Annotated in this window: 25 protein-coding genes; 23 read left to right on the plus strand and 2 right to left on the minus strand. The window is 70.3% G+C overall.

The window, feature by feature from the left end; genetic code table 11:
* Window positions 1-55 precede the first annotated feature (55 nt).
* The 6 genes from EV382_RS28405 (at window position 56) to EV382_RS28430 (ending at window position 7,157) form a co-directional block, all read left to right on the plus strand.
* A complete protein-coding gene (locus tag EV382_RS28405; protein ID WP_165435878.1) occupies window positions 56-1,081 on the plus strand; it encodes a methyltransferase in 1,026 nt (341 codons plus the stop codon).
* A gap of 83 nt (window positions 1,082-1,164) precedes the next feature.
* On the plus strand, window positions 1,165-2,283 hold the full coding sequence (locus EV382_RS28410) for a sensor histidine kinase (protein ID WP_130406868.1): 1,119 nt from the start codon (window positions 1,165-1,167) through the stop codon (window positions 2,281-2,283).
* Window positions 2,280-2,939, plus strand: a complete 660-nt coding sequence (locus EV382_RS28415; RefSeq protein ID WP_130406870.1) for a response regulator — start codon at window positions 2,280-2,282, stop codon at window positions 2,937-2,939. The genes EV382_RS28410 and EV382_RS28415 overlap by 4 nt, the downstream gene beginning before the upstream one ends.
* Window positions 2,940-3,044: 105 nt before the next feature.
* A complete protein-coding gene (locus EV382_RS28420) occupies window positions 3,045-5,120 on the plus strand; it encodes a multicopper oxidase family protein (RefSeq protein WP_130406872.1) in 2,076 nt (691 codons plus the stop codon).
* A gap of 88 nt (window positions 5,121-5,208) precedes the next feature.
* Window positions 5,209-6,330: a ScyD/ScyE family protein gene (locus EV382_RS28425; RefSeq protein ID WP_130406874.1), complete on the plus strand. Its 1,122-nt coding sequence runs from the start codon at window positions 5,209-5,211 to the stop codon at window positions 6,328-6,330.
* A 128-nt stretch (window positions 6,331-6,458) separates the two neighbouring features.
* The gene (locus EV382_RS28430; protein WP_130406876.1) at window positions 6,459-7,157 is read left to right on the plus strand and encodes a response regulator; all 699 of its coding nucleotides are present in this window, start codon (window positions 6,459-6,461) and stop codon (window positions 7,155-7,157) included.
* A 16-nt stretch (window positions 7,158-7,173) separates the two neighbouring features.
* Here the strand turns inward: EV382_RS28430 and metK are convergent, their stop codons facing one another.
* Entirely contained in the window at window positions 7,174-8,361 is a 1,188-nt protein-coding gene (gene metK / locus EV382_RS28435) for a methionine adenosyltransferase (RefSeq protein ID WP_130406878.1), read from the minus strand.
* A gap of 231 nt (window positions 8,362-8,592) precedes the next feature.
* Between metK and EV382_RS28440 the strand changes: the two genes are divergently transcribed.
* From EV382_RS28440 to EV382_RS28520, 17 genes are all read left to right on the plus strand, one after another.
* Window positions 8,593-9,381: an AfsR/SARP family transcriptional regulator gene (locus EV382_RS28440; RefSeq protein ID WP_130406880.1), complete on the plus strand. Its 789-nt coding sequence runs from the start codon at window positions 8,593-8,595 to the stop codon at window positions 9,379-9,381.
* Between the two features lie 81 nt (window positions 9,382-9,462).
* Entirely contained in the window at window positions 9,463-10,725 is a 1,263-nt protein-coding gene (locus tag EV382_RS28445) for a beta-ketoacyl-[acyl-carrier-protein] synthase family protein (protein WP_130406882.1), read from the plus strand.
* Window positions 10,722-11,942: a ketosynthase chain-length factor gene (locus tag EV382_RS28450; RefSeq protein WP_130406884.1), complete on the plus strand. Its 1,221-nt coding sequence runs from the start codon at window positions 10,722-10,724 to the stop codon at window positions 11,940-11,942. Before EV382_RS28445 ends, EV382_RS28450 begins: the two co-directional genes overlap by 4 nt.
* Window positions 11,939-12,997 (plus strand): methyltransferase, encoded by a 1,059-nt coding sequence (locus EV382_RS28455; RefSeq protein ID WP_130406886.1) that lies wholly within the window; start codon window positions 11,939-11,941, stop codon window positions 12,995-12,997. The genes EV382_RS28450 and EV382_RS28455 overlap by 4 nt, the downstream gene beginning before the upstream one ends.
* Window positions 12,998-13,012: 15 nt before the next feature.
* Window positions 13,013-13,339: an antibiotic biosynthesis monooxygenase family protein gene (locus tag EV382_RS28460; RefSeq protein WP_130406888.1), complete on the plus strand. Its 327-nt coding sequence runs from the start codon at window positions 13,013-13,015 to the stop codon at window positions 13,337-13,339.
* Window positions 13,332-14,954 (plus strand): FAD-dependent oxidoreductase, encoded by a 1,623-nt coding sequence (locus EV382_RS28465; RefSeq protein ID WP_130406890.1) that lies wholly within the window; start codon window positions 13,332-13,334, stop codon window positions 14,952-14,954. Before EV382_RS28460 ends, EV382_RS28465 begins: the two co-directional genes overlap by 8 nt.
* A 1-nt stretch (window position 14,955) precedes the next feature.
* A complete protein-coding gene (locus EV382_RS28470) occupies window positions 14,956-15,297 on the plus strand; it encodes a TcmI family type II polyketide cyclase (protein ID WP_130406892.1) in 342 nt (113 codons plus the stop codon).
* Window positions 15,294-16,301 (plus strand): class I SAM-dependent methyltransferase, encoded by a 1,008-nt coding sequence (locus EV382_RS28475; protein WP_244236839.1) that lies wholly within the window; start codon window positions 15,294-15,296, stop codon window positions 16,299-16,301. Before EV382_RS28470 ends, EV382_RS28475 begins: the two co-directional genes overlap by 4 nt.
* Before the next feature lie 2 nt (window positions 16,302-16,303).
* Window positions 16,304-16,765 (plus strand): cupin domain-containing protein, encoded by a 462-nt coding sequence (locus tag EV382_RS28480; protein WP_130406894.1) that lies wholly within the window; start codon window positions 16,304-16,306, stop codon window positions 16,763-16,765.
* Window positions 16,762-17,019, plus strand: coding sequence for an acyl carrier protein (locus tag EV382_RS28485; protein ID WP_130406896.1), 258 nt, complete (start codon window positions 16,762-16,764; stop codon window positions 17,017-17,019). The genes EV382_RS28480 and EV382_RS28485 overlap by 4 nt, the downstream gene beginning before the upstream one ends.
* A gap of 4 nt (window positions 17,020-17,023) precedes the next feature.
* Window positions 17,024-17,494, plus strand: a complete 471-nt coding sequence (locus EV382_RS28490) for an SRPBCC family protein (RefSeq protein WP_130406898.1) — start codon at window positions 17,024-17,026, stop codon at window positions 17,492-17,494.
* Window positions 17,491-19,152 (plus strand): acetyl-CoA carboxylase, carboxyltransferase subunit beta, encoded by a 1,662-nt coding sequence (gene accD / locus EV382_RS28495; RefSeq protein ID WP_130406900.1) that lies wholly within the window; start codon window positions 17,491-17,493, stop codon window positions 19,150-19,152. Before EV382_RS28490 ends, accD begins: the two co-directional genes overlap by 4 nt.
* Window positions 19,139-19,576 carry an acetyl-CoA carboxylase biotin carboxyl carrier protein gene (locus EV382_RS28500; protein ID WP_130406902.1) on the plus strand — a complete coding sequence of 146 codons (438 nt, stop codon included), beginning with the start codon at window positions 19,139-19,141 and terminating at the stop codon, window positions 19,574-19,576. Before accD ends, EV382_RS28500 begins: the two co-directional genes overlap by 14 nt.
* Window positions 19,577-19,578: 2 nt before the next feature.
* Window positions 19,579-20,964, plus strand: a complete 1,386-nt coding sequence (locus EV382_RS28505; protein WP_130406904.1) for an acetyl-CoA carboxylase biotin carboxylase subunit — start codon at window positions 19,579-19,581, stop codon at window positions 20,962-20,964.
* 127 nt (window positions 20,965-21,091) lie between these two features.
* Window positions 21,092-22,582: a peroxidase family protein gene (locus EV382_RS28510; protein WP_165435879.1), complete on the plus strand. Its 1,491-nt coding sequence runs from the start codon at window positions 21,092-21,094 to the stop codon at window positions 22,580-22,582.
* A 107-nt stretch (window positions 22,583-22,689) separates the two neighbouring features.
* A complete protein-coding gene (ahcY, locus tag EV382_RS28515; RefSeq protein WP_130406909.1) occupies window positions 22,690-24,135 on the plus strand; it encodes an adenosylhomocysteinase in 1,446 nt (481 codons plus the stop codon).
* Between the two features lie 14 nt (window positions 24,136-24,149).
* Complete coding sequence (locus EV382_RS28520) at window positions 24,150-25,127, plus strand: carbohydrate kinase family protein (RefSeq protein ID WP_130406911.1); 978 nt, start codon at window positions 24,150-24,152, stop codon at window positions 25,125-25,127.
* A gap of 82 nt (window positions 25,128-25,209) precedes the next feature.
* Here the strand turns inward: EV382_RS28520 and EV382_RS28525 are convergent, their stop codons facing one another.
* Window positions 25,210-25,974, minus strand: coding sequence for a group II truncated hemoglobin (locus EV382_RS28525; protein ID WP_130406913.1), 765 nt, complete (start codon window positions 25,972-25,974; stop codon window positions 25,210-25,212).
* Between the last annotated feature and the right edge of the window lie 61 nt (window positions 25,975-26,035).

Below are 26,035 nucleotides of genomic sequence, written 5' to 3' on the forward strand. Positions count from 1 at the left end.
GTCGATCGACGCGGTTTCGAGCCGGTCTCGAGCGCCGTCGTCGAAGCTCGCCGCCATGACGGAAAATCGGGTCAATCTCTACTCGCTGACCGACACGATCACGCCGTGGGCAGTGCGGGCCGCGGCGACGCTCGGCCTCGCCGACCTGATCGCCGCGGGCACCACCACGCTCGACGAGCTCGCCGCGGCGACGAAGGCCAATCCCGACGCGCTGCACCGGCTGCTGCGCTACCTCTCGGTCCGTGGCGTCTTCAAGGAGACCGAGCCGCGGGTGTACGCCCTGACGGAAGCCGCCGAGTTCCTCAAGACCGACCACCCCGCCGCCCAGCGCCCCTGGCTCGACGTCGACTCGATGGCCGGCCGGATCGAGGGCACGTTCAGCTCGCTGACCCACTCGATCCGCACCGGTGACGCGGCGTACCCGGTGCGTTACGGCATCGAGTTCTGGGACGACCTGGCCACCAACCCCGACCGGGCCACGTCGTTCGGCGCGCTGATGGCCACCCACGCGAGCTACTTCGACCAGGTCGTCCAGGGCTACGACTGGAGGGCCGTCAACCACGTCATCGACGTCGGCGGCGGCACCGGCGCCCTGCTCACCGAGATCCTCAAGGCCCAACCGCACCTGCGCGGCACCGTGGTCGACCTGCCGGGCGTCGTCGAGCAGGGCCGGGCCCGGTTCGAGGCGGCCGGCATCGCCGACCGCGCCGAGGTCGTCAGCGGGAGCATCTTCGACCCGCTCCCGGCCGGCGCCGACGTCTACATCCTGTCGAACGTTCTGCACGACTGGAACGACAGCGCCGCCGAGAAGATCCTCCAGCGGGCGGCGGACGCGATCGGCACGACCGGAAAGGTGCTGATCGTGCAGATCCTCGTGAAGGACGAGAACGACAACTTCCCCGACGACCCGGCCCGGCTGATGTTCATCACCCAGATGGACCTGCGCCTCCTCTCGCTGATGGCCGGCAAGGCGAGGACCTGGCGCGAGTACGCCGAACTGGGCGAGAAGGCCGGGCTCCAGGTGGACGGCAGCACGGTGATCCCCACCGGGCAGACCCTCCTCACGCTTCGCCGAGCCTGAAGGGACGGGCCCCTTGCTGACGGTTTCCGGGTCAGGAAGGGGCCCTCGCTAACGGACCGTGCGCGCGTCGTACCGTTGCGGACATGACCCCGGCCATCCGCCGCATCGCGATCGATGTCGTCCTCGGCATCGTGGTCGCGGCCGTCGTCGCGGTGGCGATCCGAGTCGCCAACGAGCCCGGCGCCCGGCCGCCGGACGCGCGCGCCTACGCGATCGGCGCGGCGATCGGGCTGCTGCTGGTCTTCCGGCGGCGCTGGCCGCTGCTGGTGCTCGTCGGCTCGGTCACCGCGCTGATGATCTACTACGCGCTCGAGTACCCCGGCATCCCGCCGGCTCTCCCGCTGGCCGCGGCCCTCTTCTCCGTCGCGGCCGCCGGCCGGTTCACCTGGGCGCTCGTCGTCGCCGGGTTCTTCGTCGTCCTTGAGCTGATCATGCGGTACTCGCTGCTCGGCGAGGGCTTCTTCCCCGCGCTCTCGGCCACCCTCGAAGAGGGCTCGCTGCTCGCGGCCGTGGTGCTGCTCGCCGAGACGATCCGTACCCGTCGGATCCGGCTGGCCGAGGCGCAGCAGCGTCTCGCCGTCATGCGCCAGGAACGTCAACACGAGGTCGCCCAGGAACGGCTCCGCATCGCCCGCGAAGTCCACGACGTGCTCGGTCACACGATTGCCGCGATCAGTGTGCAGGCGAGCCTCGCCGACGACATCTTCGACAGCAAGCCGGCCGAGGCGCGGGCCGCGCTGCGGAGCATCCGGGGTGCGGCCCGCGACGCGATGCACGAGGTCCGCGCGGCGATCGGCATGCTCCGCGACGCCGGGGAGGTGCCCGATCTGGCCCGCGTCTACGCGGTCGCCGAACAGGCCGGCGTGAAGGTGCGCTCCGGCGTTGTCGGCACCCCGCGCCCGATTCCGCCGGAGGTGGCGCTGTCGGTCTACCGGATCGTGCAGGAGTCGATCACCAACACGGTCAAACACGCCGAGGCGACGACCGTCGACGTCACCATCACCTACGCGGGTGGCGCCGTCACGGTCGAGATCGTCGACGACGGGGTCGGGGCCGGCGCGAGCCAGCGGGGGCACGGGGTGGCCGGCATGCGGGAACGGGCCACGGCCGCGGGCGGCTCGCTCGAGGCCGGGCCCCGGCCGGAGGGCGGGGGGTTCCGAGTGGCCGCGCGGCTGCCGGTCGAGGTGGAGGAGACAGCGTGACGATCCGGATGGTGCTGGCGGACGACCAGACCCTCGTGCGGGCCGGTTTCCGGGGCCTGCTCGACCACAGCGACGACCTGGAGGTGGTCGGTGAGGCGGCCAACGGCGCCCAGGCCGTCGAGATGGTCGCCGCGACCCGACCCGACATCGTGCTGATGGACGTGCGCATGCCCGTGCTCGACGGGGTGAAGGCCACGGCCGCGATCGTCGAGCGGTTCCCCGCCGTGCGGGTCATCGTCCTGACCACCTTCGAGCTCGACGAGTACGTCTTCGAGGCGCTGCGCGCCGGCGCGAGCGGGTTCCTGCTCAAGGACATCGAGCCCGATGAGCTGCGCCAGGCGGTGCGGGTGGTGGCCGGCGGGGACATGTTGATCTCGCCGCGGGTGACGAGTCGGCTGGTGAGCGCGTTCGTCAGCAAGGTCGCGCCGGCACCGGTCGACGGCGGCCGGCTGGCGGTGTTGACCGACCGCGAACGGGAGGTGATGAGCCTGGTGGCCAACGGGCTGACGAATGAGGAGATCGGGCGTCGGCTGTCGATGAGCCCCGCCACGGCCCGCACCCACGTCCACCGGGCCATGGTCAAGCTGCGCGTCCGCGACCGCGCGCAACTCGTCGTGCTCGCCTACCAGACGGGGCTCGTCGCGCCCGGCAGCTAGCTACGGCCCCTGTTTCGCCGGGGATTCCGGCTACGGCGATCGCCGTACACCCTGGTCGGTCGTCACCGGATGCCATGTGTCGCACACCTTCCGTATGTTGGCGTCATGTTTGAGGTCGGAGAGAACGCCGATGGGATCCTGGCCGGGGTCCTCTTCCTGATCTGGCTGGCCGCGGCGATCCTCGCCACACGGCTGGCCTGGCGGCCCACGCCCGAGGCACTGCGGAAAAGCGCCCGCCGGCTGCTGCGCCTGCTGGTCGCCGCGCTCGTGGTGCTGGTCGTCAAGTGCGTCGCGATCGGGTTGATGCTCGCCGTCGACTGGATCTTCGCCGACAACCGGGTGATCGTGCAGATGCCGCTCCTGCTGCTGCCGATGCTGGCCGTCGCCGTCTGGACCGTGCCGGGCCTGCGCGCCCTGGCCAACCGCGACGACGCACCGCTCGACGTGGCGACGCGCTCCGCCGCCGCCGATCCCCGATTCGTCGTTCCGGTCCAGGTGACGGCCGTGGCGACGGTCGTCGGCGTCTACTTCGCGTACGTGTCGCGTCCGGTCCCCTCGTACCTCGACGACATCGCGACCCACGCCGCGCCGATCCTCCTCTCGGTGCTGGTGCTGTGGTTCTGGCAGGGGCGGCGCCTGCGGGCCGCCACGGCGACCGACTTCGTCCGCCGGGGCCGACGGGCCAGTGCCCTGCGCGCCACCGCGCAGACCGCCGTCGTGGTGCTCGTCGTCGCCGCCGGCATCGCCTACGTGGCCCAGAGCAGCAGGCTGCCCGACCGCATGAGCATGACGTCCCACGACAACGTCGACTACGGCGGCGGCCCCTCGTTCGGCCACGGTGGTCACGGTGGGGTTTCCGTCGACGACCTGCGCGGGCCACAGACCGGCAAGCCCAACAAGGCCTTCACCCTGACCGCGAAGAACGCCACGGTACGGCTGTCGTCGGGCACCGAGATCAAGGCCCTGACGTACAACGGTCAGTCCCCGGGGCCGGAGCTGCGGGTCCGCGAGGGCGACCTCGTGGAGGTGACGCTGCACAACGAGATCCCCGACGAGAACGTGACCCTGCACTGGCACGGCCTCGACGTGCCCAACCGTGAGGATGGTGTGGCCGGCGCGACCCAGAACGCGGTGGAGATGGGCGGCAGCTTCACCTACCGGTTCATCGCCGAGCAGGTCGGCACATTCTGGTACCACACGCATCAGAACCCGCTCGAGGCGATCCGGCGAGGGCTGTTCGGCGCGCTGATCGTCGAGCCGCGCGACGGCCCACCACCCGGCGAGCGTGACGTCGTCGTGATGGCGCACGAGTGGCGTACGCCGGACGACAACATCGTCTCCTTCGGCACCAGTGACACGCTGCAACGCCAGGAGATCGCCCCGGGCACGCCGGTGCGGCTGCGCCTGATCAACACCGACAACAATCCGTCCACCGACAGCCGTCCGCGGTCCCTCACGGTTAACGGCACGCCGGTGCGGGTCGCGGCGATCGACGGGGTCGACCTCAGCGGCCCGACCCCGCTGACCGACCCTCGGTTCGGGTTGGCGACCGGCGGACGCTACGACGTGACGTTCACGATGCCGGCGAACGCCGTGCGCCTGACCGACCTCGCCAACCGGGACGGCGGGTTGGTGTTGGCGCCGCCCGGTGACACCTCGACGCCGAAGGTCGTCGACGACGGGGACCAGTTCGACCCGCTCTCGTACGGCTCCGAGGGCTCCCGGCCCTTCGACGCGGGCTCGTCGTACGACCGCTCGTTCACCCAGCTGCTCGACGACCGGTTATCGTTCTACGACGGCGGGCTCCACCTGGTGCCGATCATCAACGGGAAGAGTTTCCCCAATACGCCGACCTTGATGGTTCGGATGGGCGACCTGGTCAAGGTTCGGATCGTCAACCGCAGCCACCAGAACCACCCGATGCATCTGCACGGCCACCACGCGTTGGTGTTGTCGCGCGACGGGGTCCGCGCGACCGGGTCGCCGTGGTGGATCGACAGCCTCGACGTGATCCCCGGCCAGATCTACGAGATCGGCTTCAAGGCGGACAACCCGGGGCTCTGGATGGACCACTGCCACAACCTCGACCACGCGGCCAACGGCATGGTGATGCACCTCGCCTACGAGGGCGTGACGTCCCCCTATGAGCTGGGGCGCGGCACTCCCAACCAGCCGGAGTAGGCGGGCCTGTCGAGCCTCCCTCCACCGGGCCTCGAGGCAACGCCGGCAGCGTCGTTCGCATCCGTACCCCTCTTGCTGAGGAGAACCCATGCTCGACGCGATGCGACGAACGTTGTCGCTGGCCGTGCCGCTGGTACTGGTGGTCGGCATTGCCGCGCCCGCCACCGCGGCCACATCGACCAACGGGCGACTCACCGTCGTCGCCCGCAACCTCGACAACCCGCGCGGGGTCGCCATCGACCGTGCCGGCACCGTCTACGTCGCCGAGGCCGGGCTCGGCGGCGACGACGTCTGCATCCCCGGCACGTTCGGCACGAACCTCTGCTACGGCTCGACCGGTGCGATCACGGCCGTCCGGCACGGCTGGCAGAAGCGAGTCGTGACGGGCCTGCCGTCGCTGCGCAGCACCGGTGGCGGCTTCTCCGTCTACGGCGCACACGACCTGGCCTTCGATCGGCACGGCAAGCTGTTGGTGGCGATGGGTTACAGCACCGATCCGGTCTCACGTGACCTGCTCGGCGCGGCCGGGGCCACGATGGGGACGATCCTGCGGGTCGAGGGGAAGCGCCGGTGGTCGGTTGTCGGCGACCTCTCCGCCTACGAGGGGCTGCACAACCCAGACGGCGTCATTCCGGAGAGCCAGCCGTACGCCGCCATCGACGATGGGCGGAACATCTACGCGCTCGACGCGGCCGCCAACGACGTGCTCCGGATCGACCGTCGCGGCAGGGTCACGACCGAACACGTCTGGCCGCAGGAAGACGTGCCGGCCCCACCGGAGTGGGGTCTGCCGCCCGGCTCGACGACGCCGATCCAGTTCGTGCCGGTCACCATCGCCCGTGGCCCGGACCACGCCCTCTACATCGGCCAGCTGACCGGACACCCGTTCCCGAACGGCGGTGCCCGGGTGTGGCGGCTGGTGCCCGGCCAGGAGCCGACGATCTATGCGACCGGCTTCACCAACATCATCGACCTCGCGTTCGACAAGCGGGGCCGGTTGGTGGTGTTGGAGATCGCGAAGAACGGGCTCAGCTCGGGCGATTCCACCGGTGCGTTGATCCGGGTGGAACGCGACGGCAGCCACCGGGAGTTGGCGAGCACGGGTCTCGACTCTCCGATGTCGTTCGCCATCGCACCGGACGGCAGCTTCTACATCGCGAACAAGGGCCTCGGCAACGGCGAGTTGGTTCGTCTGTCCATACGAGACTGACAGAATCGCGCGGCGATCGTGGCGTTCTCGTGTCGGGAGGACGCCACGATAGCCGTGGCGTCACGCGTCCGCGATACGGTGCCCATCATGCGCGCGCTGGCGGCGGGGGATGGGGTCTGGGGGTCAGGTTGACGCGGTCCGACGGTGGGTCCTCCGCCGGCGCCACCACCATCCTCATCGTCGACGACCACGCTCTCGTCCGCGAAGGGCTGCGCTGGGTGCTTGAGGTCCACGCCGACCTCGACGTGGTCGACGAGGCGGGCGACTCCGCCAGCGCGGTCGCCAAGGCGGCGTCCGAACGGCCCGACGTGGTGTTGCTCGACGTCGAGATTCCCGGCGACGATCCGGTGGTCACGGTACGTCGCATCCGTGAGGTGTCGCCCGACAGCGCAGTCGTCATCCTCAGCATGTACGACAGCCCCGACCTGCTGCGCCGTCTGATCGCCGCGGGGGTGCGTGCGTACCTGCTCAAGAGCGTGGGCCGGGAGGAGCTGGTCGCCGCGATCCGTAAGGCGCGGGACGGCAGCGGCTCGGTGCTGCTCTCGGTCTCCGGCCAGAGTCTGGTGCAGGTGCAGAACGCGGAGCCCGCCATTCTGTCCCCCGTCGAGCTGGCGATCCTCCAACTCGCGGCCGAGGCGATGACCAACGCCCAGATCGCGCGCCGGCTCGACCTGACGGAGGCCACGGTGAAGAGCCACCTGCGTCGCATCTTCGCCAAGCTCGGTGCGGTCTCCCGCATCGACGCGGTCAACAAGGCGGTGGCAGCGTCACTGGTGACGCTGCCACACGACCGGTTGGTGCCACGCCCTCGCCGCCCGTCGCCTTAGCGACCGCGGACGTTGCTCAACAGGCGGCCTTGAGGTCGGCGGCCCGGTCCGTGCGCTCCCAGGTCAGGTCCGGGAGCTCACGGCCGAAGTGGCCGTAGGCCGCCGTCTGCTGGTAGATCGGGCGCAGCAGGTCCAGGTCACGGATGATCGCCGCCGGGCGCAGGTCGAAGACCTCGCCGATCGCCTTCTCGATCCGGTCCAGCGGCACCGTCTCGGTGCCGAACGTCTCCACGAACAGGCTCACCGGGTGGGCCTTGCCGATGGCGTACGCCACCTGCGCCTCACACCGTTCCGCCAGGCCCGCGGCGACCACGTTCTTCGCCACCCACCGCATCGCGTACGCCGCCGACCGGTCGACCTTCGACGGGTCCTTCCCCGAGAACGCACCACCACCGTGCCGGGCGTACCCGCCGTAGGTGTCGACGATGATCTTCCGTCCGGTCAGGCCCGCGTCGCCCATCGGGCCACCGATCTCGAACCGCCCGGTCGGGTTGACCAGTAGCCGGTAACCCTCGGTGTCGAGGTCGAGCGCCTCCAACTCCGGCGTGATCACGTGGTCCCGGATGTCCGGGGCGAGTAGTTCGTCCAGGGAGATGTGGGCCGCGTGCTGCGAGGAGACCACGACGGTGTCGAGCCGGACCGGGCGGAGACCGTCGTACTCGACGGTGACCTGGGTCTTGCCGTCCGGCCGCAGGTAGGGCACCGTCCCGTCCTTGCGGACGGCGGCCAGACGACGGGCCAGGCGGTGCGCCAGCGCGATCGGCAGTGGCATCAGCTCCGGCGTCTCCGAGCAGGCGAAGCCGAACATCATGCCCTGGTCACCGGCGCCCTGGGCGTCGAGCCCGCCGCCGGACGAACCGTCGCGCAGCTCGATCGCCGTGTCGACGCCCTGCGCGATGTCGGGCGACTGGGCGCCGATCGAGATGCTGACGCCGCAGGAGCCGCCGTCGAAGCCCTTCTTCGACGAGTCGTAACCGATGTTCAGGACCGTGTCACGCACGATCCGTGGAATGTCGGCGTAGGCCTGCGTGGTGACCTCGCCCGCGACGTGGACCTGGCCGGTGGTGATCAGGCTCTCGACGGCGACCCGGCTGTGCGGGTCCTGCGCCAGAAGCGCGTCGAGGATCCCATCGCTGATCTGATCGGCGATCTTGTCGGGATGACCTTCGGTGACCGACTCGGAGGTGAAGAGACGGCGCGACATGTGTGACTCCTAACCCAGGGGGCGTGCGGGCCCGGCGAGTCTGCCCTCCGCCGGTGGAGGTTGCCTGGAGGAAGCATCGAGCGATCAAAGGGGTATCCGTCGTACAACTTTCGACACACATCGATCCTCGGAAGAACCTGCGATGTCGCTACCTGCGGTCATTCCGACACACCTCGCTCATCCATAGCTTGAGAGCGTCTCGACGAGCGCTATGGGGAATGGGGGACCACTGTGGTCAGGTACGAGATTCTCGGGTCGCTGGAAGTGATCCACGAGGGCCGGATCTGCACGCCGACGCCGCCGAAGGTGCGGACCGTGCTGGCGCTGCTGGTGATGCGGGCCAACCGGGTCGTCCTGGTCGACTCGATAATCCGAGAGCTGTGGGGTGACGATCCGGCGCGCAGTGCGGTCACCACGGTGCAGACCTACATCTACCACCTGCGCAAGCTCTTCGCGAAAGAGGGCATCGAGACCCCGGAGCGGACCGTGCTGGAGAGCCGGGCCCGCGGCTACCTGCTCAGGGTGGAGCCGGGCCAGCTCGACGCCGAGGTGTTCGAGACGCTGCTCGACCAGGGCCGCACCCACATCGAGTCGGACCGGCCCGAGGAGGGCGCGGAGGTGTTGCGGCGGGCGCTGGCCATGTGGACGGGGCCGGTGGGCGCGAACGTGACGTTCGGGCCGGCCCTGGAGGCGCACGCGATCCACCTACAGGAGCAGTGGATCCGCGCGTTGGAGCTGCGCATCCAGGCCGACATCACGCTCGGGCGCCATCGTGAGCTGATCGGCGAGCTGCGCTACCTCGTGGGTACGTACCCGCTCAACGAGTGGTTCCACCGCCAGCTGATCGTGGCGCTCAGCCGGTCGGGACGACGGGGCGAGGCGTTGCAGGCGTACCACCACCTGCGCCGGGTGCTCAGTGAGGAGTTGGGCCTGGACCCTTCGCCTGACCTCCAGCGGCTCCAGCGGGAGGTGTTGGCCGCCGGTGCGCCACTGCGCCCCGGGCTCGCCAGGGCCTCGTGACAGGCCCTCGACCGACGCTCCAGCGCCGTTCGACCGGCCGTCCCTAGCTTTCACACGGACATCGCGGCCAGGAGGTCTTCCATGACGAGCACATCCGACCGTCGGGTGGTCATCACCGGGATTGGCGTCATCGCCCCCGGTGGACTGGGCACCAAGGCGTTCTGGGAACTGTTGACCGCTGGCCGTACGGCCACCCGTACCCTGTCGTTCTTCGATGCCACCCCCTTCCGGTCGCGGGTGGCCGCGGAGGCCGACTTCGACCCGGCCGCCGAGGGCCTGTCGCCGCAGGAGATCCGCCGGATGGACCGCGCGGCCCAGATGGCCGTGGTCTGCACCCGGGAGGCGCTGGCCGACAGCGGCTTCGAGGTCGCCGACCCGACCCGCGTCGGCGTCAGTGTCGGCACGGCCGTCGGGGCCACGATGAGCCTCGAAGAGGAGTACGTCGTGGTCAGCGACGGGGGCCGGAAATGGCTGACCGACCACCGGTACGCCACCCCACACCTCTACGACTATCTGGTGCCGAGCTCGTTCGCTCGTGAGGTGGCGTGGTCGGTCGATGCGGAAGGCCCGGCGACGGTGGTCTCCACCGGGTGCACGTCGGGTCTCGACTCGGTCGGTCACGCCCGGGAGCTGATCCGCGAGGGCTCGGCCGACGTGATGATCGCCGGTGCGACCGATGCCCCGATCTCGCCGATCACGGTGGCCTGCTTCGACGCGATCAAGGCGACCACGGCCCGCAACGACGACCCGACGCACGCGTCGCGGCCGTTCGACAACAGCCGCGACGGGTTCGTCCTCGGCGAGGGCTCGGCGATGTTCGTCCTCGAAGAGCTGGAGCACGCCCGCCGGCGGGGTGCGCAGATCTACGCCGAGCTGGTCGGGTTCGCCTCCCGCTCCAACGCGTTCCACATGACCGGTCTGCGACCCGACGGGCGGGAGATGGCCGAGGCCATCCGGGTCGCGCTCGCCGACGCCCGGCTGCCCGGCGACGCCGTCGACTACATCAACGCGCACGGTTCGGGGACGAAGCAGAACGACCGGCACGAGACAGCGGCGTTCAAGCGGAGCCTCGGGGACCACGCGTACCGCACACCGGTCAGTTCGATCAAGTCGATGATCGGCCACTCGCTCGGTGCCATCGGGTCGATCGAGATCGCGGCGTCGGCCCTGGCGATCAAGCACGGTGTGGTGCCGCCGACAGCCAACCTGCATGAACGCGACCCGGAGTGCGACCTCGACTACGTGCCGCTCACCGCCCGCGAGCAGCAGACCGACGTGGTGTTGAGCGTGGGCAGCGGGTTCGGCGGCTTCCAGAGCGCGATGCTCCTGGCGCGTGTGGCATGACCACTGTCGTCACCGGGGTCGGCGTGGCCGCGCCCAACGGGCTGGGCCGCGACGCCTTCTGGGCGGCCACCGTCGCCGGGGTGGGCGGCATCGGGCCGATCAGCCGTTTCGATCCTTCGGACTACCCCGCGCAGCTGGCCGGCGAGGTTCCCGGATACGCGGCGGCCGAGCACATTCCGAGCCGCTTGATGGCGCAGACCGACCACATGACCCGGCTGGCGCTGACGGCGGCGCAGTGGGCGCTGGCCGACGCGTCCGTCGACCCGTCGGCGCTGCCCGAGTTCGGCATGGGTGTCGTCACCGCCAGCGCCTCCGGTGGCTTCGAGTTCGGCCATCGTGAGCTGGAGAAGCTCTGGAGCAAGGGCTCCGAGCACGTCAGCGCGTACCAGTCGTTCGCCTGGTTCTACGCGGTCAACACCGGTCAGATCTCGATCCGGCACGGGATGCGCGGGCCGACCGGGGTGCTCGTCACCGAGCAGGCGGGCGGGCTCGACGCGGTGGCGCAGGCCCGGCGGCAGGTACGCAAGGGCGTGCAGCTGGTGATGACCGGCGGTGTCGACGCGTCGCTCTGCCCGTGGGGCTGGACGGCCCAACTCGCCAACGGCCTGCTCAGTACGGGACGCGATCCGGCCACGGCGTTCCTACCGTTCGACGCCAACGCGTCGGGTTACGTGCCGGGCGAGGGCGGGGCGATCCTCGTGTTGGAGGACGAACGCGCCGCCGCCCGACGCGGGGCCGCCGTCTACGGGGTGATCGCCGGTTACGGCGCGACGTTCGACCCCCGGCCCGGCTCCGGCCGCCCGCCGGGCCTGCGTCGCGCGGCCGAGATGGCCCTGTCCGACGCCGGTCTCACGCCAGCCGACATCGACGTCGTCTTCGCCGACGGCGCCGGGGTCGCGGAACTCGACCGCGTCGAAGCCGAGGCGATCACCGCCGTCTTCGGTGCCCGTGGGGTGCCGGTGACCGCACCCAAGACGATGACCGGCCGGCTCTACTCGGGCGGGGCGGCGCTCGACCTCGTCTCCGCGCTGCTGTCGATCCGACACGGTGTCATCCCGCCCACCACCAACATCCGCCAGCCGGCCGAGGGCCTGCAACTGGACCTGGTGCGCGACGTCGCGCGGGAGACACCCGTACGCGCGGCGCTCGTGCTCGCCAGGGGCTACGGCGGGTTCAACGCGGCCATGGTCGTGACCGACGAAAGGAATGGACGATGACCGACGCCAGCCTCGCCGCCGTCGCGAACTTCGACGATCAGCAGGCGCTTGACCTGCGTGAACGGCAGATCGCGGTGCTGGGAAGCGCCAAACAGATCGCCAACGTGATCTACGTGGTCACCGAGCTCGGCGTCGCCGACCTGCTCGTCGACGGCCCGGTGCCGGTCGCCCGGCTGGCGGCGGCGACCGAGTCGCACGAGGACGCGCTGCGGCGGATCCTCCGCGCGGCCGCCGCGGTCGGCATCTTCGACGAGCAGGAGGACGGGTCGTTCGCGCTGACCCCGTTGGGCGAGGGGCTGACGTCGGCCCGGATCGGCGGCCTGCGGCCGATGGTGCAGTTCAGCGGCGCCGACTTCAACCGCCTCCCGTACGCGGAGATCATGCACAGCGTCCGCACCGGCGAGCCGGCGTTCAACAAGGTCTTCGGCATGGGCTTCTACGACTACCTCCAGGCTCACCCGGAGGCGAACCGGTTCTTCGAGGGCTTCATGGCGCACTGGAGCCGGCGGCTCGCCGACCGGTTCGCGGCGGAGTTGGCGCCCGAACGGTTCGGCCGGATCGCCGACATCGGCGGCAGCAACGGCTACTTCCTGGCCAAGATGCTCCAGCGCCACCCTGAGGGCACCGGCGTCCTCTTCGATCTGCCCGAGGTGGTGGCCGACGCCGAGCCGTTGCTCAAGGAGCACGGTGTCACCGAGCGGGTCGAGGTGCGCGGCGGTGACTTCTTCACCGACGAGCTGCCCGCCGGCGCTGACGCGTACATCCTGAAGTCGATCGTCCACAACTGGCCGGACGACACCTGCGTCACGCTGCTGCGTCGGATCCGCGCGGCGATCGGCGACGCCGACTCCCGCCTCATCGCGATCGACCAGATCGTGCCGCCGCGCAACCAGTGGGACCACGCCAAGATCATCGACATCGACATGCTGGTGCTCTTCGGCGGCAAGGAGCGCGACCTCCGCGAATGGCAAGCGCTGTTCACCGCGTCCGGTTTCGAGCTGGTCAACACCCCCGCGTCCCGCGGCTGGGCCCTGCTCGAAGCGCGTCCGATCTAGGAAAGGAAGCCCGCAATGGCACACATCGGCATCGACCAGCCGGTCGTGACGATGGTCAACGTCTTCACCGTCGAGCCGGCCAACCAGCAGAAGCTCGTCGACATCCTGATCGAGGCAACCGACGCGGTGATGTCCAAGGTCGACGGGTTCGTGTCGGCGAACATCCACGCCAGCCTCGACGGCACCCGGGTCGTCAACTACGCGCAGTGGAAGAGCGAAGAGCACTTCACCGCGATGCTCAAGAACCCCGAGGTCCACCCGCACTTCGGCGAGGTACGCGCGATCGCCACGCCGGAACGCCACCTCTACAAAGTCGTCTACACGGAGGACGCTCATGTCTGACGGAAGCACCGACGTCCTGATCGTCGGCGGTGGCCCGGTCGGCCTCTCGACCGCGCTCTTCCTGGCCCGCAAGGGGATCCGGCCGATCCTGGTCGAACGTCGGCCCCGGCTGTCGACGATCCCTCGCGCGACCGGTCTGCACGCCCGCACGGTGGAGATCTTCCGCACCGTCGGCCTGGAGCCGGCCGTGCAGGAGGCCGGCATGAAGATCGTCGGGCCGGGTGCCGAACTCGACCTCGTCCGCGCCGGCCGAGCCACGCCACTGGTCATGCTCGGCGCCCAGTCGCTGGCCGACCTCCACAAGTCGTTCGTCATGGAGGCGCACGACGTCGACTACGACAGGTTCACTCCGAGCTGGCCGATCTGGTGCGGCCAGGACCACTACGAGCCGCTGCTCTTCGACGCCGCCGTCGAAGCGGGCGCGGAGATCCGCTTCCAGAACGAGCTGGTCGGGCTGGTCCAAGACTCCGACGGGGTGACCGCGACAGTCAACGACAACGGCACGCCACGCACCATCCGGGCGCGCTACGTCGTCGCGGCGGACGGCGTGAAGAGCCCCGTCCGCGAGATGCTCCAGATCGGAAACCGCAGCAACGGCGTGGCCGGGAACTTCGTCAGCATCATCTTCCGCGCCAAGGTCGACCTGCCCGACACCGCGCCCCGGTTCACCCTGATCTACCTGATGAACCAGCTGGCCCAGGGCCTGCTGCTCTTCATCGAGCCGGGGCGGTGGATGTTCGGCGTCAACTACTACCCCGAGCGGGGGCAGTCGCCGGCCGACTTCACCCCGGAGCGCTGCGTCGAGCTGGCCCGCATCGCCGCAGGCGACCCCGAGCTGGAGGTCGAGGTCGAATCGGCCCAGCCCTGGGACGCGCGGCACATGGTCGCCGACGCGTACCAGTCGGGGCGGGTATTCCTCGCCGGCGACGCCTGTCACGCCCACCCGCCGGCCGGCGGCTTCGGCGTCAACGCCGGCATCCAGGACGCCCACAACCTGGCCTGGAAACTCGCCGACGTGCTCCAGGGCCACGCCGACGAGAGCCTGCTCGACTCCTACGAGGCCGAGCGTCGTCCGGTCGGTGCCGCGACCGCCGACCAGGCGTGGATGCTGTTCCGCACCCGGGGGCAGCTCGCCGACGAGGACAAGGCCGCCTACCGGGACTTCGTCATCGTGACGATGGGCTACCGGTACACCTCGAACGCGATCGTCGGGGCGCCCGCCGACGCCGAGCTGCTGCCCCGCGAGCTCACCTTCACCGGCCAACCCGGATCGCGTGCGCCGCACGGCTGGGTCGACCACAACGGCAGTCGCGTGTCCACGATCGACGTGCTGACCGAGGGCTGGACGTTGGTCACCGCTCCCGGCGACGGCACCTGGCTCGCGGCCGCCCAGGCCGTCTCGGCGCAGACCGGCCTCCCGATCCAGGCGCTGACCGCCGGCCCCGGCGGCGACCTCGCCGACGACGGCACGTGGCTCGCCAGCTGCGGCGTCGGCCCCGGCGGCGCGCTGCTGGTCCGCCCCGACGGCATCGTCGCCTGGCGCAGCGCCGGCCCGGTCGAAGACCAGACGCAGACCCTGGCCGCCGCCCTGGCCACGATCCTGCGGGGAGCCTGACATGTCCTACCGGGCCCTCATGGTCATGCGGATGGCCCCCGGCCACGCCGACGCGGTCGCCGAGCTCTTCGCCGAGCACGACAAGGGCGACATGCCGCACGTCGTCGGCATCTCGCGGCGCACGCTCTTCCGCTACCAGGACCTCTACATGCACCTGCTCGAGGCCGACACCGACGTCTTCGACAAGCTCCTCGCGGCCCGCGCCCGCGCGGACTTTCAGGAGGTCAACCGGCGCCTCGCGGCCTACCTGCAGCGCTACGCGCCGGACAGCATGAGCGAGCTGCAGGACTCGAAAGCCACGCCCTTCTACACCTGGAGCCCCGAGACAGGGAGCATCACGTGACGCTGACCCGCCGCGACATCAACGACATGATGCAGGCGTACAAGAAGACGAGCCTGCTGCGTACCGGGGTGGAGCTGGGCGTCTTCGACGCGCTCGCCGAGGGCCCGGCGACGGCCAGCGGGCTCGCCCCGAAGCTCGGCATCCACCCGCGCGGCGCGCGCATCCTGCTGGACGCGCTCACCGCGATCCGCCTCACCGACCGGGTCGGCGGGCACTTCTCGCTCACCCCGGCGGCCGCCGACCACCTGGTCAGCACCCGTCCTGACTATCTGGGCGGAATGGTCAAGGTGATGTCGAGCGACTGGGAGTGGGACGCGCTGCGTGACCTCAGCGCCGCCGTACGGGCCGGCGGCACCGTGCTCGACGTGCACGCCGAGACCCCGGAGTACACCTACTGGGAGGACTTCGCCGCGTACGCGACGAAGGTCGCCCAGCCGACCGCTGAGGTGATGGCGGAGGCGCTCGCGCCGTGGACGAAGGAGCGCGCCGAGCTGGACATCCTCGACGTCGCCTGCGGCCACGGCGTCTACGGCTACACACTCGCGCAGCACAACCCGCAGGCGGCGGTGACCTCGCTCGACTGGCCCAACGTGCTCGCCGTGACGGAGAAGCACGCCGAGCGGCTCGGCGTGCGCGACCGGGCGTCATTCCTGCCCGGCGACATGTTCACCACCGATCTCGGCGGCCCCTACGACGTCGTGCTGCTCACCAACGTCACCCACCACTTCTCCGAGGATCGGGTGCGTGAGCTGGTGGGCCGGCTCGGCACGGTGGTCAAGCCGGGTGGACGGCTCGTCATCGTCGGCTTCACCACCGGCGACGAGTCGCCGGCACTCGACCCGGCGCCGTACCTCTTCTCGGTCCTGATGTTGGTCTGGACCTTCGAGGGGGAGTCGCACTCCGTCGCCGCCTACAACCGGGTCCTCGCCGCGGCGGGTTTCGGCCCGGCCACCGTCCACCCGACGGACCTGCCGTTCCGAGTGCTCGTCGCAGAGAAGGGATGACCATGCATCGGCAACCGATCGTGAAGGTCGCCGCCACCGACGTGCCCGGCATCAACCGGATCGGCGGCGAGGTGCGGATCCTGCTCAGCCCGAAGACCGTCGACGCGACGGAGGGCTTCATGGGCACGGTCCGGCTGGAGCCGGGCGAGTTCCTGGCCGAGCAGTACAACCCGTACTCGGACAAGTTCTGTTACCTGGTGCGCGGCGAGGTCGTGATCCGGGTCGACGGTACGGAGGTCAAGCTCGCGGCCGACGAGGCTCTCATGGTCCGGCGCGGCCAACGGCACCGCATCGTCAACGCCGGTGGCGACACCGCGCTGATCGTGTTCCAGATCAGTCCGCTCGCCCCGCGTCCCGAGCTGGGCCACGTCGACACCGAGGAGGTCCCGCACCCCGATTCGCCGGTGCCGCAGGTCGGCGGCGTGCGCGACGGGTGGCAGCGACCGACGGGAGGAAACAAATGAGCCAGCTGACCCTCGACGACCTGCGTCGGATCCTGGAGACCAGTTCCGGGGTGGTCGAGCAGACCGACTGGGCCGACCCGGCGACGCTCGACGCGCCGTTCGAAGACCTCGGCTACGACTCGCTCGCGCTGCTGGAGCTGGCGGCGCGGGTGCAGCAGGAGTACGAGGTGCGCATCCCCGACGACGCCGTGTCGATCATGAAGACGCCGCGGCTCGCCGTCGACTACGTCAACCAACGACTCGCGGATCGGTGAACCCATGGCCGGACACACGGACAACGCCGTTGTCATCAACGCACCGTTCGACCTGGTCTGGGACCTGACCAACGACGTGCCGAACTGGCCCTCCCTGTTCAGCGAGTACGCCAGCACGGAAGTGCTCTCGACGTCCGCCGACGGCGCTGTCGTCTTCCGCCTGACGATGCACCCCGATCCGGCCGGCCGGGTCTGGAGCTGGGTCTCCGAGCGGGTGCCCGACCACGGCGAGCGGGTGGTGCGGGCACGGCGGCTGGAGACCGGCGCCTTCAAGTACATGAACCTGTTCTGGGAGTACACCGAGATCCCGGACGGCGGCGTGCGGATGCGGTGGGTGCAGGACTTCGAGATGCGCCCGGGCGGGCACGCCGACGACGAGGCCATGACCGCACACCTCAACCGGACCACACGCGAGCAACAGGCACGCATCCGGGAGATCGTGGAGAAGGCCGCGGCCGAACGCGGGCAGTCATGACCGCCACCGTCAACACACCCGTCGGTAAGAGCTGGCTGATCTGCCCGGGCTGCCGGGCGTTGCTCTACCAGCGCCGGGTCGAGCGCAACCTGGGTGTCTGCCCGGAGTGTGACCACCACGACCAGGTCACCGCACACCAGCGGATCGAGCAGCTCTTCGATCTCGACTCGGTTGAGGAGCTGGCCCCGGTCGGCGCGTTCGGCGACCCGCTCGGGTTCGTCGACACCGTGCCCTATCCGCAACGGATCGAGGCCGCCCGCCGGCGTACCGGCCTCGACGAGGCAGTCGTCTGCGTCCGGGGCACGGTCGAGGGGCAGCCGTTGATCGCGGCTGTCATGGACTTCCGGTTCCTCGGCGGCAGCCTCGGTTCGGGTGTCGGCGAGCGGATCACCCGGGCGGCCGAGCTTGCGCTCGAGACCCGTACGCCGCTGCTGATCGTCAGCGCCTCCGGCGGCGCCCGGATGCAGGAGGGCGTGCTGTCGCTCATGCAGATGGCCAAGACCAGCGCGGCGCTCGAGGCCCTCGACGAGGCCGGAGTGCTGACGATCTCGCTGGTCAGCGACCCGACCTACGGTGGCGTCGCGGCATCGTTCGCGACGCTCTGCGACGTCATCCTCGCCGAGCCCGGTGCGCGTCTCGGCTTCGCCGGGCCGCGGGTCATCCAGCAGACGCTGCGCCAGCCGCTGCCGGCCGGCTTCCAGACCGCGGAGTACCTCTTCGCCCGCGGCATGCTCGACGACCTGGTGCCCCGGTCGAACCTGCGGTCGACCATCGGCCGGTTGCTGGCCTTCGCGGGGGCCGAGCGCCCCGCGCCGGATTCCTACCGGGTACGGGCGAGCGCGCCCCCGGATCCGGATGACCCGTGGGCGGTCGTGGCCCGATCCCGCGATCTCGGTCGACCATCCACGCTGGACTACATCGGTCACTTCGTGGACGGCTTCGTCGAGCTGCACGGGGACCGGCTCGCGAGCGACTGCCCGGCGATCGTCGGCGGGGTCGGCCTGATCGACGGCCGGCCAGCCGTGGTGATCGGCAACCAGAAGGGCCACACGGTCGCCGAGGTGGCGAGCCGCAACTTCGGCATGGCGACACCGGCCGGCTATCGCAAGGCGGCCCGGCTGATGCGCCTGGCCGAGAAGCTCGGTACGCCGATCGTGACGCTGATCGACACGCCGGGCGCATACCACGGCATCTCGGCCGAGGAGAACGGCCAGGCCCTCGCCATCGCCGACAACATCCGGCTGATGGCCGGGCTGACGGTGCCGGTCGTCGCGGTCGTGACCGGCGAAGGTGGCAGCGGGGGCGCGCTCGCCCTCGGTGTCGGCAACCGGGTGCTGATGCTCGCCAACGCGACGTACTCGGTGATCAGCCCGGAAGGCTGCGCCGCGATCCTCTGGAACGACTCCGGTCGGGCCGACGAGGCAGCCGCGCAGCTCAAGCTCCAGGCCGGCGACCTGCTCGCGCTCGGCGTCGTCGACGGGGTGGTCCCCGAACCACCCGGCGGGGCGCCGGCCGATCCCGGTGCGACCGCGTCGGCCGTACACCGGGCGGTTGTCGACGCGTTGGCGGAGTTGGTCGGTCTCAACCGCGAGGAGGTGCGGGCCCATCGCCGGGCCCGCTTCCGACAGATCGGAGGGTTGACGAATGTCGGAGGCTAACGCCGACCCGCTGGATGCCGCGGTCCGCAGTCTCGCGCGGCTGATCGGGTCGACGCCAGGCCCGGTCCGCCGTGCCCGGCTCCAGCACGGCGATCTGGTGGTCGAGGTGGAGTGGCCGGAGGCCGCACCTGCGGTGGCGATGGTCCCGGCGGCTGCGCCGGTGGAGGCCGACGCCGGTCTGCACTACGTGTGCGCGCCGATGGTCGCGACGCTCTACCTCGCGCCGTCGCCCGGCGCTGATCCGTTCGTCCGCGAGGGCGATCAGGTCATCCCCGGCCAACAGGTCGCGATCCTCGAAGCGATGAAGATGATGATCCCGGTGGAAGCCGACCGCGCGGGCGAGGTCGTGAAGGTGCTGGTGCCCAACGCGACCCCGGTCGAGTACGGCGAACGGTTGATCGCCTTAGCTGTCTCGGAGGGCTGACAGTGTTCGAGTCGGTGCTGATCGCCAACCGGGGCGAGATCGCGGTCCGGATCGCACGGACCTGCCGCGAGATGGGGCTGCGTACCGTGGCGGTCTACTCGACCGCTGACCGCGACTCGGCGGTGGTGCGCCTGGCCGACGAAGCCGTCCAGATCGGGCCGGGTCCGAGTCGGCGCAGCTACCTGAGCGCCCCGGCCATCATCGAAGCGGCCCGCCGCACGGGAGCCGACGCGATCCATCCGGGCTACGGATTCCTCTCCGAGGACCCGGATTTCGCCGAGATCTGTGCGGCCGACGGGATCACGTTCATCGGGCCGCCGCCCGCCGTGATGGCCGCGCTGGGCGACAAGGCCCGGACGCGGGGCATCATGGCGGGCCTCGGCCTGCCGGTGCTCCCCGGCACCACCGACGCCGTCGAGTCGGCGGCGCACGCCCGCGCGGTAGCAGCGGAGATCGGCTTCCCGCTGATCATCAAGGCGGTCGCGGGTGGTGGCGGCCGGGGGGTGCGGGTGGTCCGCGACCCAGGCGCGTTCCTGGGGGAGTTCGCCGCCGCGCGGGCCGAGGCGCAGCTGCTCTTCGGCGACAATCGGGTCTACATCGAGCGTTACCTCGAATCGGCCCGGCACGTCGAGGTGCAGGTGCTCACCGACCGCTACGGCAACGGCATCCACCTCGGCGAGCGCGACTGCTCGGTGCAGCGCCGTCACCAGAAGCTGATCGAGGAGTCGCCCGCGCCCGGATTGCCGCACCACATGGTCGACCGGATGACCGCCGCCGCGGTCACCGGCGCGCTCGGCGTCGGCTACGTCGGTGCGGGCACGTTCGAGTTCCTGGTGGGCGGTGGGGACGACTTCCACCTCATGGAGGTCAACTGCCGGCTCCAGGTCGAGCACCCGGTCTCCGAGTTGGTGACCGGCGTCGACCTGGTGCGGCAACAGATCCTCGTCGCGGCCGGCGAGCGGCTCGCGCTGAACCAGGCGGACGTGACACCCCGAGGCACGGCGATCGAGTGCCGCCTCAACGTCGAGGACCCGGCGCGCGGCTTCGTGCCGACACCGGGCGAGCTGACCCGCTTCGACCTGCCCGCCGGCCCGTTCGTCCGGGTCGACACGCACGGGTACGCCGGGTACCGGGTGCCGGCCGACTACGACTCACTCCTCGCGAAGGTGGTCGTCTGGGCGCCCGACCGTACCCAGGCGGTGGCCCGGATGGCCCGCGCCCTGGACGAGTGCGCCGTCGAAGGGCCGGGTGTGGCCACCACCCGCGACTTCCTCCGATCGACGCTCGACCACCCGCTGTTCCGCGCCGCGAAACATGACACCTCCCTGGTCGACACCATGCTCACCGGCCTCCAGCCGGACACCACCGAGGCTCCAGAGCGCCACTAACCGAGGGGTTCACACTGCTGCCGGTTCGCGGGTTTACGGCCCGTGCGTCCACGCGGGCGCCTGCGGACGGAAGGTGGCCGACATGGCAAATGACAACGCTTCTCGAGGTGTCAGCCGACGGCGATTATTGGCCGGAGTCGGCGCGGGGGCGCTCGTCGCCGGCACCGGAGGGGTCCTGCTCGACGCGGCGCCCGCGGCCGCCGCGTTCTCCAACCGGTTCGGGCGGATGTTCCCGTCGCTGCCGGCGTTCGGCTCTGCCACGACCCAGATGCGTAACGCGCTGATCGACCTGTCCCGCGTCGGTGGCCCGATGGACGCACGCGACCCGCTCAGCGTCGGGGCCGAGGCGCTCTCCGACCTGCAGCAGCACAGCATCAACAACCCCGACAACTTCTCGATCCCGCAGGGCATGACGTATTTTGGCCAGTTCGTCGACCACGACCTGGCCTTCGAGACGACCGCGCCGCTGGGCACGCCGGTCGACCCGACCACGGTGCCCAACCCCCGGACGCCCGCCCTCGACCTCGACTCGCTCTACGGTGCCGGGCCGACCGGAAGCCCGCAGCTCTACAACTCGACCGATCCCGCCAAGCTCAAGATCGAATCGGGTGGGCGCTTCGAGGACCTGCCGCGCAACTCCAACGGCAGCGCAATCGTCTTCGACCCCCGCAACGACGAGAACCTGCCGATCGCGCAGATCACGGCCGCGTTCATCCTCTTCCACAACCGGGTGGTCGACCTGGTGCGCGCACAGGGAACACCGGCGTCACAGGTCTTCGCGACCGCCCGGCAACTCGTCACCTGGCACTACCAGTGGATCGTGCTCAACGAGTTCCTCCCGCTGATCGCCGGCCCGGGTCCGGTCTCCAGCGTGCTCAGCGGGGGCCGCCGCTTCTACCGGCCGGAGCCGAACGCGACGTTCATCCCGGTCGAGTTCACCGCCGCGGCGTTCCGCTTCGGCCACAGCCAGCCACGACCGGCCTACCTGGTCAACCGCACCGGCAACGGCGGTGACGAGTTCTACGCCATGCTCTTCGACTCCGCGCTGGGCGGTGCCGACCCGGCCGACCTGCGCGGCGGGAAACGGGCCGCCCGCCGCTACCTCGACCACCAGTTCTGGTTCCAGTTCTTCGACGGCCAGGTGCGGTGGAGCAAGTGGATCGACGTACGCAACTCCACGCCGCTGTTCGGCTTTCCGTTGCCACCGCCGCCGTCCGGCTCGCCGTCGGCCAACCTGCTCGGCCGCGACCTGCTCCGTCAGCTCACCTTCGGCATCCCGTCGGGCCAGCGGATCGCCGCATACATCGGCGCGCCCGCACTCGGCAGCTTCAACTTCCCGGAGCTCAGTGGGTACGGCCTCGGCCTGGACGCCAACACCCCGCTCTTCTACTACATCCTCAAGGAGGCACAACTGCAGGCCGGCGGCGGTTCACTGGGTGCCGTCGGTGGGCGGATCGTGGCGGAGGTGCTCATCGGCGTCGCCCAGCTCGACCCGGGCAGCTACCTGAAGGTGCAGCCCAACTGGCGTCCGACCCTGCCGGCCCGCTTCGCGGGCCAGTTCACGATGGCTGACCTGCTCACGTACGCGCGGGTCGACCCGGCCAGCCGCAACTCCTGACGGCGCTCGCTCCGCACCCGGGCCCGGGGTGGCCCGGTGTGCGGAGCCCCGAGCACGGTTGAACGGGACTCCAACGGTCCTCGACGCGGGTGGGGGAGGGTGCCGGCATGACTGGCAACTTCAGCGATTTCAAGGTGGCGGATCTGTCGTTGGCGGCCTTCGGGCGTAAGGAGATCGAGCTGGCCGAGCATGAGATGCCGGGTTTGATGTCGATCCGGAGGGAGTTCGCCTCGCGGCAGCCGTTGAAGGGTGCGCGGATCACCGGCTCGCTGCACATGACGATTCAGACGGCGGTGTTGATCGAGACGTTGGTGGCGCTCGGCGCGCAGGTCCGCTGGGCGTCCTGCAACATCTTCTCGACCCAGGATCACGCGGCGGCGGCGGTGGTGGTCGGCCCGACCGGCACGCCGGACGCGCCTGCGGGGGTGCCGGTCTACGCCTGGAAGGGCGAGACCCTCGACGAGTACTGGTGGTGCACCCAGCAGGTGCTGCTCTGGCCGGACGGGCAGGGCCCGAACATGATCCTCGACGATGGCGGCGACGCCACCCTGCTGGTGCACAAGGGAGCCGAGTTCGAGGCGATCGGGGCGGTCCCGTCGCCGGAGAGCGCGGACTCCGAGGAGTACGAGGTCATCCTCGGTGTGTTGACCCGGTCGCTGCGGGAGGACAACCGCCGCTGGACGCGGGTCGCCGCCGGGATCAAGGGGGTGACCGAGGAGACCACCACCGGCGTGCACCGGCTCTACGAGATGCAGCAGGCGGGCACCCTGCTCTTCCCGGCGATCAACGTGAACGACTCGGTGACCAAGAGCAAGTTCGACAACAAGTACGGCTGCCGCCACTCGTTGATCGACGGGATCAACCGGGCCACCGACGTCCTGATCGGCGGGAAGGTCGCCGTCGTGTTCGGCTACGGCGACGTGGGCAAGGGATGCGCCGAGAGTCTGCGTGGTCAGGGGGCGCGGGTCATCGTGACCGAGGTGGACCCGATCTGCGCCCTCCAGGCGGCGATGGACGGCTACCAGGTCGCGACCATCGACGACGTGGTCGAGACCGCGGACATCTTCGTGACCGCCACGGGCTGCTTCAGCGTGATCACCAACGAGCACATGGCGCGGATGAAGCACCAGGCGATCGTCGGGAACATCGGTCACTTCGACAACGAGATCGACATGGCCGGCCTCGCGAAACGCGACGACGTCGAACGGATCACCGTGAAGCCGCAGGTGGACGAGTGGCGGTTCGCGGACGGCCACTCGATCATCGTGCTGTCGGAGGGTCGGCTGCTGAACCTCGGCAACGCCACCGGGCATCCGAGCTTCGTGATGTCGAACAGCTTCGCCAACCAGACCATCGCGCAGATCGAGCTGTTCACCAGCACCGACCAGTACCCCGTCGGGGTGCACACCCTCCCCAAACACCTGGACGAGAAGGTCGCCCGACTCCACCTCGCCGCGCTGGGTGTCCGCCTCACCGAGCTGACCAAGGAACAAGCCAACTACCTCGGCGTCCCGGTCGAAGGCCCCTACAAGCCCGACCACTACCGCTACTGAGAGGGCCGTCCCGCATGATCGCCGTATCTGGCTCGATCGCGACCGACCATCTGATGCGCTTCCCGGGGCGGTTCGCCGAGCAATTCATCGCCGGGAGCCTCGACACCGTCTCGCTCTCGTTCCTCGTCGACGATCTCGTCGTCCGACGCGGCGGGGTCGCGGCGAACATCGCCTACGGGCTCGCCCAACTCGGGCACCGGCCGGTGCTGCTCGGCGCGGTCGGCGGCGACTTCGGCGACTACCGCAGCTGGCTGGAGCGGCACGGGGTCGACTGCTCGGAGGTGCAGGTCAGCTCCGTCGCGCACACCGCCCGGTTCATCTGCACCACCGACACCGACCTCTGCCAGATCGCGTCGTTCTATCCCGGCGCGATGGGCGAGCCCGACCGGATCAGCCTCGACGGTGTGGCCGCCCGGGCCGGTGGGCTCGGGCTCGTCATCGTCGCCGCGGAGAACCCGGACACGATGCTCGCCCGCGCCGCCGCCTGCCGTCGACTGGGCCTGCCCTTCGCCGCCGACCCGTCGCAGCAGTTGGCCCGGATGCCGGCGGCCGACATCGAGGCGATGATCAACGGCGCTCGTTACCTGTTGACGAACGAGTACGAGGCGGCGCTGCTGGAGTCGAAGACCGGGCTGAGCGAGGACGACATCCTGCGCCGGGTGGGTGCGCGGGTCGTGACCCTGGGCGCCAACGGGGTACGGATCACCAGCCAGGACGGCGACGTCCTGGTGCCGGCGGCGCGGGTGGGTGGCATCGTCGACCCGACCGGTGTCGGCGACGGCTTCCGGGCCGGCTTCTTCGCCGCGCTCGCCGCCGACCTGCCCATCGAACGCGCCGCACAGGTGGGCTGCGTCCTGGCGGCACACGTGCTGGAGGTCGAGGGCCCGCAGGAATACTCGGTGCACGCCGACGTCTTCCAGCGCCGCCTCGCCGAGTCCTACGGTCCGGACGCGGCAGTCGACGTACGCGCGCTGGGGTTGGTCCGGGTGTGACCGGGCCGAACGGCGCGGTCGGGGTCAGTTCCGCGACCAGCGGCGGTGCGGCCCGGCCCGACCGAGCTGCTGAGGCGCCCGGTCAGCCCTGGTACGGCGGCGCCACTCCCCAACCCCAGTGCGGTACGGGGGCTCTGCGCGGCGGGGTCGCGCCGGGTTGCGAGTTGCTCAGCGCCAGCCGGGTGCCCCATTCGAGGTAGCCGACGAACGCGGCCCGGAACTCAGGGTCGGCGGGCAGGTCCACCTCGTCGGCGGCGTCCATCATCAGGTTGACCCAGCGCCGCCGCTGTGGCTCGGTGATGGCCTTGCCGAGGTGGCGGCTCAGCATGGCCGGATAGCCGCCGCGCCTGGCGCTGTACGTCTCCGGGCCGCCGAAAACCTCGGCCAGCCATGTCGCCACGTGCCGGGCGTGGTCGGGTTCCAACCCTGCGAACAGCGGCGCCAGCAGGTCGTCGGCGAGCACCAGTCGGTAGAACGCGTCGCACAGCCGGAGGAACGCGTCAGTACCGCCGGCCCATTCGTACAGCGTGGGTGGCGCGCCGCCGCCGGGCCCGGTGACGGGGGTCGGCGCGTAGTGGGTCATCTCCTCGATGTCCTGCACGTAGGGGCGGATCTCGGCGAAGAACGCGGCGAAGTGCGGCCCGCCCCGAAAGCCGCGCAGGTGATCGTCGGCGGACGTCCAGGTGATGCGCAGGATGTACCGGTCGGAATCCGCCACGCTGCGCATGAGTTCGTAGTCGACACACTGCGGTGCGGCGCGCAGCGCGGCGGCTGCCCGCTCGTACCCGGCCTCGAAACCGTCCAGCCGCTCGGGTGAGAGGCGGTACCTGATGTACTCGGTGACCATGGGACCAGCTCAACACGTCCGAATGCCATGATCAAGTACGCACCGATCGGTGCGTACCCGG

Source organism: Micromonospora violae (genome assembly GCF_004217135.1).
In the GTDB taxonomy this organism is placed as follows: domain Bacteria; phylum Actinomycetota; class Actinomycetes; order Mycobacteriales; family Micromonosporaceae; genus Micromonospora; species Micromonospora violae.

Bases quoted from the DNA above. Each gene is read 5' to 3' on its own strand.
- EV382_RS28470 (WP_130406892.1), top strand. From the start codon at position 14,956: ATGTCCTACCGGGCCCTCATGGTCATGCGGATGGCCCCCGGCCACGCC.
- EV382_RS28455 (WP_130406886.1), top strand. From the start codon at position 11,939: ATGACCGACGCCAGCCTCGCCGCCGTCGCGAACTTCGACGATCAGCAG.
- ahcY (WP_130406909.1), top strand. From the start codon at position 22,690: ATGACTGGCAACTTCAGCGATTTCAAGGTGGCGGATCTGTCGTTGGCG.
- EV382_RS28425 (WP_130406874.1), top strand. From the start codon at position 5,209: ATGCTCGACGCGATGCGACGAACGTTGTCGCTGGCCGTGCCGCTGGTA.
- EV382_RS28450 (WP_130406884.1), top strand. From the start codon at position 10,722: ATGACCACTGTCGTCACCGGGGTCGGCGTGGCCGCGCCCAACGGGCTG.
- EV382_RS28410 (WP_130406868.1), top strand. From the start codon at position 1,165: ATGACCCCGGCCATCCGCCGCATCGCGATCGATGTCGTCCTCGGCATC.
- EV382_RS28420 (WP_130406872.1), top strand. From the start codon at position 3,045: ATGTTTGAGGTCGGAGAGAACGCCGATGGGATCCTGGCCGGGGTCCTC.
- EV382_RS28500 (WP_130406902.1), top strand. From the start codon at position 19,139: ATGTCGGAGGCTAACGCCGACCCGCTGGATGCCGCGGTCCGCAGTCTC.
- EV382_RS28405 (WP_165435878.1), top strand. From the start codon at position 56: ATGACGGAAAATCGGGTCAATCTCTACTCGCTGACCGACACGATCACG.
- EV382_RS28485 (WP_130406896.1), top strand. From the start codon at position 16,762: ATGAGCCAGCTGACCCTCGACGACCTGCGTCGGATCCTGGAGACCAGT.
- EV382_RS28490 (WP_130406898.1), top strand. From the start codon at position 17,024: ATGGCCGGACACACGGACAACGCCGTTGTCATCAACGCACCGTTCGAC.
- EV382_RS28465 (WP_130406890.1), top strand. From the start codon at position 13,332: ATGTCTGACGGAAGCACCGACGTCCTGATCGTCGGCGGTGGCCCGGTC.
- EV382_RS28525 (WP_130406913.1), bottom strand. From the start codon at position 25,974: ATGGTCACCGAGTACATCAGGTACCGCCTCTCACCCGAGCGGCTGGAC.
- EV382_RS28480 (WP_130406894.1), top strand. From the start codon at position 16,304: ATGCATCGGCAACCGATCGTGAAGGTCGCCGCCACCGACGTGCCCGGC.
- EV382_RS28520 (WP_130406911.1), top strand. From the start codon at position 24,150: ATGATCGCCGTATCTGGCTCGATCGCGACCGACCATCTGATGCGCTTC.
- accD (WP_130406900.1), top strand. From the start codon at position 17,491: ATGACCGCCACCGTCAACACACCCGTCGGTAAGAGCTGGCTGATCTGC.
- EV382_RS28445 (WP_130406882.1), top strand. From the start codon at position 9,463: ATGACGAGCACATCCGACCGTCGGGTGGTCATCACCGGGATTGGCGTC.
- metK (WP_130406878.1), bottom strand. From the start codon at position 8,361: ATGTCGCGCCGTCTCTTCACCTCCGAGTCGGTCACCGAAGGTCATCCC.
- EV382_RS28460 (WP_130406888.1), top strand. From the start codon at position 13,013: ATGGCACACATCGGCATCGACCAGCCGGTCGTGACGATGGTCAACGTC.